This is a genomic window from Nonomuraea rhizosphaerae, from assembly GCF_019396405.1.
Taxonomy (GTDB): Bacteria; Actinomycetota; Actinomycetes; order Streptosporangiales; family Streptosporangiaceae; genus Nonomuraea; species Nonomuraea rhizosphaerae.
Map to the genome: position 1 here is coordinate 1 of NZ_JAHKRL010000436.1, position 11,211 is coordinate 11,211.

General features: G+C 71.8%; 12 protein-coding genes. 5 read left to right on the forward strand and 7 right to left on the reverse strand.

Annotated features, from left to right (window positions below; translation table 11 throughout):
• On the reverse strand, positions 1 to 413 hold a 413-nt coding region (locus KME77_RS22410; RefSeq protein WP_219470898.1), incomplete at its 3' end, for an aminotransferase class V-fold PLP-dependent enzyme.
• Between the two features lie 89 nt (positions 414 to 502).
• On the opposite strand from KME77_RS22410, the gene KME77_RS22415 reads away from it, so the two are divergent.
• A complete protein-coding gene (locus KME77_RS22415; protein WP_219470899.1) occupies positions 503 to 1,210 on the forward strand; it encodes an IclR family transcriptional regulator in 708 nt (235 codons plus the stop codon).
• A 25-nt stretch (positions 1,211 to 1,235) separates the two neighbouring features.
• Here KME77_RS22415 and KME77_RS22420 read toward each other — a convergent pair whose 3' ends face one another.
• Positions 1,236 to 2,147: a bifunctional helix-turn-helix transcriptional regulator/GNAT family N-acetyltransferase gene (locus tag KME77_RS22420; protein ID WP_219470901.1), complete on the reverse strand. Its 912-nt coding sequence runs from the start codon at positions 2,145 to 2,147 to the stop codon at positions 1,236 to 1,238.
• 31 nt (positions 2,148 to 2,178) lie between these two features.
• On the opposite strand from KME77_RS22420, the gene KME77_RS22425 reads away from it, so the two are divergent.
• Together KME77_RS22425 and KME77_RS22430 are read left to right on the forward strand one after the other, a co-directional pair.
• Positions 2,179 to 3,087, forward strand: a complete 909-nt coding sequence (locus tag KME77_RS22425) for a lactonase family protein (protein WP_219470903.1) — start codon at positions 2,179 to 2,181, stop codon at positions 3,085 to 3,087.
• Positions 3,088 to 3,180: 93 nt separating this feature from the next.
• Entirely contained in the window at positions 3,181 to 4,527 is a 1,347-nt protein-coding gene (locus tag KME77_RS22430) for a N,N-dimethylformamidase beta subunit family domain-containing protein (RefSeq protein ID WP_219470905.1), read from the forward strand.
• A 53-nt stretch (positions 4,528 to 4,580) separates the two neighbouring features.
• Here the strand turns inward: KME77_RS22430 and KME77_RS22435 are convergent, their stop codons facing one another.
• From KME77_RS22435 to KME77_RS22445, 3 genes are all read right to left on the reverse strand, one after another.
• A complete protein-coding gene (locus tag KME77_RS22435) occupies positions 4,581 to 5,303 on the reverse strand; it encodes a Clp protease N-terminal domain-containing protein (protein WP_219470906.1) in 723 nt (240 codons plus the stop codon).
• A 31-nt stretch (positions 5,304 to 5,334) separates the two neighbouring features.
• The gene (locus KME77_RS22440) at positions 5,335 to 6,816 is read right to left on the reverse strand and encodes an FGGY family carbohydrate kinase (RefSeq protein WP_219470907.1); all 1,482 of its coding nucleotides are present in this window, start codon (positions 6,814 to 6,816) and stop codon (positions 5,335 to 5,337) included.
• Between the two features lie 150 nt (positions 6,817 to 6,966).
• Complete coding sequence (locus tag KME77_RS22445; protein WP_219470908.1) at positions 6,967 to 7,572, reverse strand: IS607 family transposase; 606 nt, start codon at positions 7,570 to 7,572, stop codon at positions 6,967 to 6,969.
• 76 nt (positions 7,573 to 7,648) lie between these two features.
• Here KME77_RS22445 and KME77_RS22450 point away from each other — a divergent pair, with 76 nt between their 5' ends.
• On the forward strand, positions 7,649 to 8,674 hold the full coding sequence (locus tag KME77_RS22450; RefSeq protein WP_219470909.1) for a 6-phosphofructokinase: 1,026 nt from the start codon (positions 7,649 to 7,651) through the stop codon (positions 8,672 to 8,674).
• Between the two features lie 162 nt (positions 8,675 to 8,836).
• Here the strand turns inward: KME77_RS22450 and KME77_RS22455 are convergent, their stop codons facing one another.
• On the reverse strand, positions 8,837 to 9,691 hold the full coding sequence (locus KME77_RS22455; RefSeq protein ID WP_219470910.1) for an MHYT domain-containing protein: 855 nt from the start codon (positions 9,689 to 9,691) through the stop codon (positions 8,837 to 8,839).
• Between the two features lie 62 nt (positions 9,692 to 9,753).
• Entirely contained in the window at positions 9,754 to 10,752 is a 999-nt protein-coding gene (locus KME77_RS22460) for an MHYT domain-containing protein (protein ID WP_246610500.1), read from the reverse strand.
• Between the two features lie 112 nt (positions 10,753 to 10,864).
• On the opposite strand from KME77_RS22460, the gene KME77_RS22465 reads away from it, so the two are divergent.
• On the forward strand, positions 10,865 to 11,211 hold a 347-nt coding region (locus KME77_RS22465; RefSeq protein ID WP_246610502.1), incomplete at its 3' end, for a DUF5931 domain-containing protein.

The following is an 11,211-nucleotide window of genomic DNA, read 5'->3' on the forward strand; positions in this document are numbered from 1 at the left end:
GAGGTCTCGTTGTGCACCACCATGACGGCGGCGACGTCGCCGGTGAGCCGCCCGGCCAGCGCCTCCGGGTCGGCGCCGTGCCGCCAGTCACCGGGTACGACGTCCACGACCAGCCCCAGCCGGGCCGCCATGTCGCACCACAGCGTCGAGAAGTGACCGGTCTCGAACGCCACCACCTTGTCGCCCGGCGACAGCGTGTTGACCAGCGCGGCCTCCCACGCGCCCGTGCCCGAGGACGGGTAGACGACGACCGGCCCGGAGGTCCGGAAGACGGCCTTGAGCCGGTCGAGCAGCTCGGTGGTCAGCCGGGCGAAGGCGGGCCCGCGATGGTCGATCGTCGGCTGCGCGATGGCCCTGAGCACACGGTCGGGGACGTTCGTCGGTCCGGGGATCTGCAGGAAGTGGCGGCCCACTGTCTCATGCTCCTCTGTGCCGTGTCACGGCACACTGTGCCGCCCTGCGGTTCACCTACCTTAGGATCAGGCCGGAGGGGAGTCAATGGATGCAGAACGTGATCAACGCCTTGCGGGTGCTGGAGGAGGTCGCCGACCGTCAGCCGGTGGGCGTCGGCGAGCTGTCCAGGGCGCTCGGCCTGCCCAAGAGCACGGTCCAGCGCTCGCTGCGCACGCTGCACGAGGCGGAGTGGATCAGGCCGGCGGCCGGCGAGGTCACCCGCTGGCAGGTGACGACCAAGGCGCTGCACGTCGGCCGGCGGGCCGAGCTGGGGCTGCGCGACGTGGCGCTGCCGCTGATGGAGGAGCTGCGGCAGCGCACGGGGGAGACCATCCACCTGATGGTGCCCGAGGGCGACGCGGTCGTGCTGATCGAGCGGCTGGAGACCGACAAGCCGCTGCGCATCGTGCTGCCGCTGGGCATCCGGCTGCCGCTGCACGCCTCCGCCAACGGCAAGGCCGTGCTCGCCTTCCGCGACGAGCTGCCGGTCGAGCTGCCCTCCTACACCGGCACCACGATCACCGGGCGGGACGCCCTGGCGGCGGAGCTGGCGGCGGTCAGGGCGCGCGGGTACGCCGACAACCGGGGCGAGTGGCGCTCCGACATCGCCGCCGTGGCCGCCGCCGTCATGGGCCCCGGCGGGCCGGTCGCCAGCCTCAGCGTCTCCACCCCGGCCAGCCGCATGCCGGACGAGCTGCGGCCCGAGTACGGCAAGCTGGTCACGGAGGCGGCCAGGAAGCTGGCGTCGGCCCTGTGAGAGCTCGGGAGGGCGTCAGAGGGCGTCAGAGGGCGCGGCTCCAGTCCTGCTCGTTGATCTCGATCCCGTTCTCGGTGCTCCTGTGCTCCGACTCCAGCTCGAAGCCCGCCCCCTCGTAGATCCGCCGCGCGCTCACCAGGACGTCGCGGGTCATCAGCGTGATCCGCTCGTACCCCTGCGCCTTGGCGTGCCGCAGGCACTCGCCGACCAGCCGCGCCCCGATGCCCATGCCCCGCGCCGACGGCTCGACCAGCAGCAGCCGCAGCCGCGCGGTCGTGTCGTCCTCCCGCACGCAGAACACGCAGCCGGCGGGCCGGCCGTCCACCTCGGCGATCCACGCCGTGTCGCGTGACGGCTCGAAGTCGGAGACGATGCGGGCGACCAGCCGCTCGAAGTCCATGCCCCAGCCGTACTCCTGGGCGTACAGCACGCCGTGCCGGTGGACGACCCAGCTCAGGTCGCCGGCGCGCACCGGCCGCAGCAGGTACGAGCGCTGCCCTCCGGACCCGTCGAGCAGCTCCCTGATCGTGGTCATGCCGGCGACCAGGCGCTGCTGCCCCTCCTCGGACAGGGTGCCGAGCAGCCGCTCCGCCTCGTCGGCCGAGCGCTGGTCCAGCATGCCGAAGGCGTCCTTGCCGGCGACGCTGAGCCGGACGACCTGCTTGCGGGCGTCGGTGGCCGACCGCTCCCGGGTGATCAGCCCGTCGCCCTCGAACCGGGCCAGGATCCTGCTCAGGTAGCCCGCGTCCAGGCCCAGCATGGTGCGCAGCTCGGCCGTCTCCAGCTGGCCGGCGTTCGCCAGCTCGTACAGCACCCTGCCCTCGGTCAGCGAGTACGGGGTGTCGAGCATCCCGGCGGTGAGCACCCCGATGACCTTCGTGTAGAAGCGATTGAAGGCCCGGATCTCGGAGACTCTTGCCGCAGTCAACGAATTCATTGCCACAGTCAACCATGAGAGGATGGGTGCTGTGAAGCACCTGTATATAGGCGGATATGGTCCAGGCATCCTCACGCCCGGCGGCGGGCTGACCCGGCTCGCCTCGCCATCGTTCCTGGCCGCGCATCCGACGTTGCCGGTGCTGTACGCGGCCGGCGAGCTGACCCAAGGGTGGCTGACGGCGCTGACCAGGGACGGCGACGCGCTGACCCCGCTCGACGAGCGGCCGAGCGCCGGCGACAGCCCCTGCCACGTCGCGGTCTCGCCCGACGGCGCGGTGCTGGCCGCGGCCAACTACGGCGACGGCACGGTCAGCCTGCACCGGCTCGACCCGCGCGGCGCGTTCACCGGCACCATGACCGTGCTTCCGCACGAGGGCTCGGGCCCGAACCCCGAGCGCCAGCAGGGCCCGCACGCCCACCAGGCCGTCTTCCACGACGGCGTGCTGCACGTCAGCGACCTGGGCACCGACGAGATCCGCCGCTACACGCCCCAAGGCGAGAAGCTGGAGGCGCTGCGGCTGCCGCCGGGCACCGGGCCGCGGCACATGGTCTTCTCCGGCTCCCGCCTGTACGTGGTGGGCGAGCTGGACGGCATCGTCACCTGCATCGAGGGCGAGAAGTCGTCCGGCACGCTCGCCTCCCGCGCCGAGGGCGTCAACCAGCCGTCGCACCTCGACCTGGCCGGAGAGTACCTGTACGTCGCCAACCGCGGCCCCAACTCGATCACCGTGCTGCGGGCCGACGACCTGTCGCGCGTGGCCGAGGTGCCCTCCGGCGGCGACTGGCCCCGGCACTTCGCCATCACCGGCGACCGCCTGTACGTGGCCAACCAGCGCTCCGGCGTGGTGACGGAGTTCGCGCTGAAGGACGGCGTGCCCGAGCCGACCGGCCAGTCGATCAAGGTGGACAGCCCGTCCTGCGTCCTGCCCCTGTCCTGAGAGGCGTCGTCGCGTAAGGAGTGCGGGCGGGGCCCGTAAGGCGTTCGCCAAGTCGCGGGCCGGGCGGCGGCCCGGTGAGCAGCATGGGGCGCTGTGCGCAAGTCCCTCGTCGCCCTGACGCTGCTGGTGGCCGCGTGCGGCGGCGTCGCCATGCCGACCCGCCCGCCCGAGCCGGTGAGCCCTCCGGCCGCCCACCCGCCCCCCGCGCCGGCCACCGCCCCGGCGCGCTGGCGGATCACCGGCCGGGGCGCCGAGCACGAGATCGAGGGCTTCGCCGACCAGGTGAGCGTGCTGCCCGGCGAGCGGTTCCGGCTGCGCGTCTCCACGACCGCGCCGCGCTACACCGTGCGCGTCTTCCGCATGGGAGCCCGGCCCGTCCAGGTGTGGCGCTCCGGCGAGCTGGAAGGGGTGCGCCAGGCGCCGCCGAGGACGATCGAGGGCATGGTGACGGCCGCCCACTGGAAGCCGTCGCTGCAGGTGGAGACGGACGGCTGGCGTGAGGGCGCGTACCTGGTCAGGCTCGACGCCTCCACCGGCGGCCAGCGCTACGTCCCGATCACGCTCCGCTCGGCGTCGGTCAGAGGCAGGGTGGTGCTGGTCAACGCGGTGACCACCTGGCAGGCCTACAACCTGTGGGGCGGGCGCAGCCTCTACGAGGGGCCCGGCGGGTTCGCCGATCGCTCCCGCAAGGTCACCTTCGACCGGCCCTACGACACGTCGGGGGCGCGGCTGTTCCTGGACTTCGAGAAGGACGCCTTCGCCGTGGCCGAACGCAGCGGCGTGCCCCTGGCGTACCTGACGAGCCTGGACCTGCGTCCCGGCGCGCTGGACGGCGCCCGCGCCGTGGTGTCGCTCGGCCACGACGAGTACTGGTCGCCCGGGATGCGCGCGGCCGTCACCCGGGCCCGCGACGACGGCGCGAACCTGGCCTTCCTCGGCGCGAACGCCGTCTACTGGCGGATCGGGCTGTACGGGCGCATGGTCATGTGCGACAAGGAGACGCGGTGCCCGCTGTGGCGGGCCTCGCAGCCGGAGAGCGCGCTGGTGGGGCAGCAGTACGACTGCTTCCCCGCCGAGGCGGCGTACGTGGTGCGCAGGCCCGGCCACTGGATCTTCGAGGGCACCACGGGCAGGCGCTTCCCGGGGCTGGCGGGCGTCGAGACCGACAAGGTGGCGCCGGGGTCGCCGCGCGGCGTGCAGGTGCTGGCCCGCTCCCCGCTCGACTGCGGCGGCAGGCCGACGTACTCGACCAGCACGTACTACACCACGCCGCGGGGCGCGGGGGTGTTCGCGACGGGCACGATGCGCTGGGTGTGCGGGATGCGGGGCAGGCGGTGCGGCCACGGTGTGACCGGGGCCGCGGCCGCCTTCACCCGCCGCGCGACGCGGAACGTGCTGACCAGGTTCGCCGCCGGCCCGGCCGGCCGGGAGCCGGGCTGAGCGGCGGCCCGGAGCCGGGCTGAGCCGCGGTCAGGAGCCGGACCGAGCCGCGGTCAGGAGCCTGGCCGCGCGAGCAGTTCGTGAAGCATGCGCTTGATCTCCGGCTCGACGCTCTCCGTGGTCAGGCCGAGCCCGTCGAGCGCGGCCACGGTCGTCCCCTCGCCGAGGGCCAGCAGCCCGAGCAGGATGTGCTCGGTGCCGACGTAGTTGTGGCCCAGCCGCAGCGACTCGCGCAGCGTCAGCTCCAGGGCCTTCCTGGTCTGCGGGGCCAGCGGCACCAGGTCAGGGGCGCTCCGGCCGCCGGCGGGCAGCATCGCCTTCATGACCTCCTTGACCCGCTCCAGCGGCGCGCCGAGCGTCACCATGGCCTTGGCCGCCAGCGCCTCGGGCTCGTGCAGCAGCCCGAGGACGAGGTGCTCGGGCTCGACGGTCTCGCCGCCGGCCTCCTTGGCCTCCTTCTCCGCCGCCACGACCACGTTGCGGGCGCGGGCGGTGAAGCGGCCGTAGGAGGCCATCTGGGCGGCCAGCCCTCCCTCCTTGGGCACGAACCGCTTCTGGGCGGCCTGCTTGGTCACGCCCATGCTGCGGCCGATCTCGGTCCAGGAGGCGCCGGAGTGGCGGGCCCGGTCGACGAAGTGGCCGATGAGGTGGTCGGCCACCTCGCCGAGGTGCTCGCCCAGCGTCACGGCGTCGGAGAGCTGCTCCAGGGTGTCGCCGTCGGGGTGGCGGCTCTTGATCGCGTTGATGAGGTCGTCGAGACGTACGGTGGAGTCCATGCGTCAACCATAGGTTGACGCTAGCCGATCGTCAACCTTTGGTTGACGCTAGGTTCACGGCCGCCCGCCACCGCTCGTAGGCGTGGTCGTCGCGCCGTCCCGGTTCGAAACGACGGTCCAGCCGCCACGTCTCGCGCAGCTCGTCGGCCGACCCCCACACGCCCGAGCCGAGCCCCGCCAGGAACGCCGCGCCGAGCGCGGTCGTCTCCTGGACCACCGGCCGCTCCACGACCGTCCCCAGCTGGTCGGCCTGGAGCTGCATGAGCAGGTCGTTGCCGCTGGCCCCGCCGTCGGCCTTCAGCACCGGCACGGCCCCGCCCTCGCCCTCGCCCGTGGTCCCGGTCGTCGCCTCGACCACGTCGCGCACCTCGTACGCGATGGCCTCCAGCGTCGCCCTGACCAGGTGCGCCCGCGTCGTGCCGCGGGTGATGCCGCTGATCAGGCCGCGCGCGTCCGGGTCCCAGTACGGCGCCCCGAGCCCGGTCAGCGCGGGCACGAACACCACGCCGCCGCTGTCGGGCACCGTCCGCGCCACCGCCTCCGACTCCGGCGCCGTGCCGATCAGGCCCAGGCCGTCGCGCAGCCACTGCACGGCCGCGCCGGTCACGAAGATCGAGCCCTCCAGCGCATACGTCAGCTCACCCGACGGTGTCTGCCAGGCGACGGTGCTCAGCAGGCCGGCCTCGGAGCGGACGATCTCACTCCCGGTGTTGGTCAGGATGAACGACCCGGTCCCGTAGGTGCACTTGACCTCACCGGGCCGGAAGCACGTCTGCCCGAACAGCGCCGCCTGCTGGTCGCCCGCCACCCCGCTGATCGGCAGGCGCAGCCCCAGGAACGCGTCCGGGTCGGTCTCGGCGATCGGCCCGTAGCTCGGCACGATCTCCGGCAGCGCCTCCTGGGGCACCCCGAACAGCTCGCACAGCTCCGGCTCCCAGCCGCCGGACTCCAGGCCGTACAGGAGCGTGCGCGAGGCGTTCGACGGGTCGGTCACGTGGCGCGCGCCCGCCGTTAGCCGGGCGATCAGGTACGAGTCCACCGTGCCCACGGCCACGACCCCGGACCGCACGCCGTCCCACGCCCGCGGGTCCTTCTCGGCCAGCCAGGTCAGCTTGGAGGCGGTGAAGTAGGGGTCGAAACGCAGCCCGGTCAGCTCCGAGACGCGCGGCTCGAAGCCGGCGGCGCGCATCCGCTCGCAGACGGCCGCGGTGCGCCGGTCCTGCCAGACGATCGCGCGGCGCGGCGCGGCCAGCGTGCGCCGGTCCCACAGCACCGCGGTCTCCCGCTGGTTCGTGATGCCGACGCAGGCCGGCGTGGACGCCGCGCCGCCCAGCGCCGCCGCGCAGGCGCTCAGCGTGGCCTGCCAGATGTCCTCCGGGTTGTGCTCGACCCATCCCGGGCGCGGGAAGTGCTGGGCGAACTCCTCATATCCTCTGGACTCGATCCGGCCGTCCTCGGTGACCACGAGCGCGGTCACACCGGTCGTGCCGGCGTCGATGGCCAACACACTCACGAAATCGCCTCCCGGAAGGGGTTCCGCTCGCTATGGTCTAGACCACTTCCCGCCCCAGCGGGCACAATGCGATTCTGGTCACGAACCGTTCGGAGAATCTTATTGACCCTCGTGCCTGACCCCGTACTCCAGCCGGGCCCCTTCCGGGCCTCAGGCTGCCTCCAGCGCCGCCTTCAGGGCCGCGCGGGCTCTGCGCGCACCCGAGCCGGGGCCGTAGAGTCGGGCGCAGAACGAGGTGAGGACCTCCGCCATGTCACGTACCAGCTCGTCGTCGAACCGGGCGCCGCGCTTGTCGGCCTCCGGGTCGCCGACCGCCACGATGCGCCGCCCCGTGGCCTCCAGCGCGGCCGTCAGCGGCTCCAGCCCGAACCGCAGGAGGCGGTCGTGGCGCTCGACCACGATCACGCCCACCGAGGGGTCGCGCAGCAGCCGCGCGAGCTTGGGCCGCTCGCCGTCCACGGCCGAGCCGATCTCGCCGACGACCTCGCTGACCGTCAGGCCCAGCCCGGCCGAGGCGGCGACCACGCGGGCCGCCTGCCGTTCGAGCTCGGCCTGCTTGTCGGCACTGGAGACGCGGCAGTACGCCACCGTGCGTCCGGTGGCCTGTGGCTTGACTTCCTCCGTCTCCTCGTCGACCACCATGTACCTGCCGGTGGCGGTCCTGACGACCGGCACCGGCATCTTGCCTTCACGGGCCCACTGCCAGGCGGTCTGGTAATGCACACCGTTCCGCCGTGCCCACTCCGAGAGCTTCACGTATCGACCATCTCAGACCAACACTGAGAAAACTGATGTTTCCACTAACGGCACAACCCCATAGGAGGAACCCACCATGCGTATAGGAGTGCTCACCGGAGGCGGAGACTGTCCCGGTCTCAACGCGGTGATCAGAGCGGTCGTGCGGAAGGGGGTGAGCGTCTACGGGCACGAGTTCGTCGGCTTCCGCGACGGATGGCGCGGTCCGCTCGAAGGCGAGACGATGCCCCTGGACATCCAGGCCGTACGGGGCATCCTCCCGCGCGGCGGCACGATACTCGGCTCCTCGCGCACCAACCCGATCAAGATCGAGGGCGGGGTCGACCGGATCAAGGAGAACCTGGCGGCCACGAACGTCGACGCCCTCATCGCCATCGGCGGCGAGGACACGCTCGGCGTCGCCAAGCAGCTCTACGACCGCGGCGTCAACGTCGTCGGCGTGCCCAAGACGATCGACAACGACCTGTCGGGCACCGACTACACCTTCGGCTTCGACACCGCCGTCAACATCGCCATGGAGGCCATCGACCGCCTCCACACCACCGCCGAGTCCCACCACCGGGCGCTCATCTGCGAGGTCATGGGCCGTCACGCCGGCTGGATCGCGCTGCACGCGGGCATGGCGGGCGGCGCGAACGTCATCCTCATCCCGGAGAAGCCGTTCGACATCGACCGCGTCTGCGAGTACGTGGAGTCCCGCTTCCGCACCCGCTACTCGCCGATCATCGTGGTCGCCGAGGGCGCCCATCCGATGGAGGGGCAGATGGAGCTGCAGGCGGGCGAGCTCGACGCCTTCGGCCACGTGCGGCTCGGCGGCATCGGCGAGGTGCTGGCCAAGGAGATCGAGAAGCGCACCGGCAAGGAGGCCCGCACCACCGTGCTCGGCCACATCCAGCGCGGCGGCACCCCGACCGCGTTCGACCGGGTCCTGGCCACCAGGTTCGGGCTGCAGGCGATCGACGCGGCGCACGAGGGCGACTACGGCAAGATGGTCGCGCTGCGCGGCACCGAGATGATCCGCGTGGGGCTCGACGTGGCCACGGCCGAGCTGAAGACCGTCCCGGTGTCGCGGTACGCCGAGTCGGAGGTGTTCTTCGGTTAAGCCCGTTTTCAGGCGGCCTACGGCTGACTGAAAGCGGCTTGCAAGCGGGCGGCCGTACCTTCTGAACCAGCGGGGTTACCGCTACAACCCCCTCAAGGTACGGCTTGCGCCGCGGCGAGTCGGCGGCCCACTACGCGTCGCAAGCCGTACCTACGACATAGCTCAATGGCGGGGCGTGCCGAAGAGATCCACGTTCGGCGCGCCCTCGCTGTATGTCCGCGCGGAGGTCTCCTGCGGGGTCTGCGGGATCCGGCCCTCCAGCCTGGCGAGGAACTCCGCCTCGCGGCGCAGCTCCTTCTCCGACGGCGAGAGCATGACCGTCAGCAGCAGGCCCACCGTGATCACGCTGAGGCCGACGATGAGCGGCAGCAGGAAGTCGATCGCCTTCGCCCCCGACACCGGCTCGGTCACGGTGTGGGTGTGGACCGACATCCCCATCATGCCGGTGTAGTGCATGCCCGTCACCGCCACGCCCATCAGCAGCGCCGCGCCGCCGATCCGCAGCGCGCCGCGCACCCGCAGCGTGAACCAGAGCGCGACGGTCGCCGCGGCGATCGCGATGAGCACGGACAGCGTGACCAGCAGCGGGTCGTAGCCGACGTCGCCCGCCATGTTCATCGCGAACATGCCGAGGTAGTGCATGCCGGCGACGCCGACACCGGTCAGCGCGCCGCCGCCGAGCAGGTACGGCAGCCGCTCGCCGCCCCGCGAGACCACGAACAGCCCCGCGCCCACGACCACGACCGCCAGCAGGGCGGAGGCGGCGGTGAGCGGGATGTCGTAGCGGATGACGGTGCCCCGCACCGAGAAGCCCATCATGGCGATGAAGTGCATGGTCCAGATGCCGGTGCCACCGATGGCGACCGCCGCGCCCGCGAGCCAGTACTTGGCCTCCTTGTCGCCGACCAGGCGAGCCCGTGAGGTCAGCAGCAGGCCGAGCATGGAGCCCACGCTCGACATGGCGTAGGCGAGGACGAGGGTGAGAGGTCCGTAGGAGAAATGGTCAATCGGTGACATACGCGTGCACTTCCCTTAGTGGTGACTAAGGGAGTATGAGTGGGGCTCAAGTGAATGTGCAACTATTTCGTACGCGGTGTGGAACGTTGCGTAGTTTGAGGGAACCCCTGCTGGACGTTCGGTGACGGCGGCCCGTACATCGCCTGCCGCGGATCGGGGACCGGCGCGCCGAACACCGGCTGCCGCTGGACGGGTTGCCGCCGGGGGAGCGGCGGGGCGGGCTGCTGCCGCACGGGCGGCGCCTGTCCCGGCCCGGAGGGCGCGAACGGCGCCTGCCGGTTGACGGCGCGGCGGCGCAGCTCCAGGCGGGCCACCAGCTCCGCGTCCTCGTGCAGCTCCTCCTGCGAGGGCGCCAGGATGACCATGAGCAGCATCGTCAGCGTGATCAGGCTGATCACGGTCATGAGCGGCACCAGGAAGTCGAGCGCGTCAGCGCCGTGCACCGCGGCGGGCTCGTGGTCCACCGTGACCATCATCGCCATCATGCCGGTGTAGTGCATCCCGGACACGGCCACGCCCATGACCAGCGCCGCGCCGGTGATCCACACCGCGCGCTTGACCCGCAGGGTGAACCACAGGGCGGCCGTCGCCGCGACCACCGCGATGACGACCGAGGCGGCCACGATGATCCGGTCGTAGGAGATGTGGGCGGACATGTTCATCGCGTACATGCCGAGGTAGTGCATGCTCGCCACGCCGAGCCCGGTCAGCAGGCCGCCGCCGAGCAGGGCCAGGATCCGGCCGTTGCCGTAGGAGACCAGGAACAGGCCGGTGCCCACGACCAGGATCGCCACCAGGGCCGAGGCGACCGTCAGCCACACGTCGTACTTGATCGGCGTGCCCTCGACCTCGAAGCCCATCATGGCGATGAAGTGCATGACCCAGATGCCGGTGCCGCCGATGGAGACGGCCGCGCCGAGCAGCCACCGCACCCGCGAGGCGCCCCGCGAGGCATGGGCCTGGGCGGTCAGCCGCAGCCCGAGCATCGACCCCATGCACGACATCACGTAGGCGAGCACCGGCGTGAGCGGGCCTTGGGTGAAATGATTCACAGCGGACATTCAGTCAGATTCCTTGCATTAGGGTGCCCCGGATTGTGTCAGGCAGGCTGTCCTATTCACACGGGTAATCCGACTATTTGTCAATATATCTGTCGGAACGCGAGAGGGGCTCATGGAGATCGAAGGGCCGTTCTGGCGCGCGATCGCGGTCTTCCGCCTCGCCTCGCTGGCGTACGCGGCCGTCCTGATGGCCCAGCACACGGGCTACGCCGACCCGCTCACCGGGTGGGTGATCATCGGTGTCATGGCGCTGTGGACGGCCGCGGCCACGTTCGCCTACAGCGTGGAGGCGCTGCGCCGCTGGCCGCTGCTCGGGCTGGACCTGCTGGTCGCCGTGGCGTGCCTGCTGGCCTCCCCGTACGTGCTGGGACCGCTCCAGGGCGTGCCCGGGGCCATGCCGGTGCCGGCCACCTGGATCGCCGGGCCCGTCCTGGCCTGGGCGGTGCACGGCGGGCGCCC

Coding starts and splice junctions, on each gene's coding strand:
- KME77_RS22415 (WP_219470899.1), top strand. CDS start 503: ATGCAGAACGTGATCAACGCCTTGCGGGTGCTGGAGGAGGTCGCCGAC.
- KME77_RS22420 (WP_219470901.1), bottom strand. CDS start 2,147: ATGAATTCGTTGACTGCGGCAAGAGTCTCCGAGATCCGGGCCTTCAAT.
- KME77_RS22435 (WP_219470906.1), bottom strand. CDS start 5,303: ATGGACTCCACCGTACGTCTCGACGACCTCATCAACGCGATCAAGAGC.
- KME77_RS22450 (WP_219470909.1), top strand. CDS start 7,649: ATGCGTATAGGAGTGCTCACCGGAGGCGGAGACTGTCCCGGTCTCAAC.
- KME77_RS22455 (WP_219470910.1), bottom strand. CDS start 9,691: ATGTCACCGATTGACCATTTCTCCTACGGACCTCTCACCCTCGTCCTC.
- KME77_RS22460 (WP_246610500.1), bottom strand. CDS start 10,752: ATGTCCGCTGTGAATCATTTCACCCAAGGCCCGCTCACGCCGGTGCTC.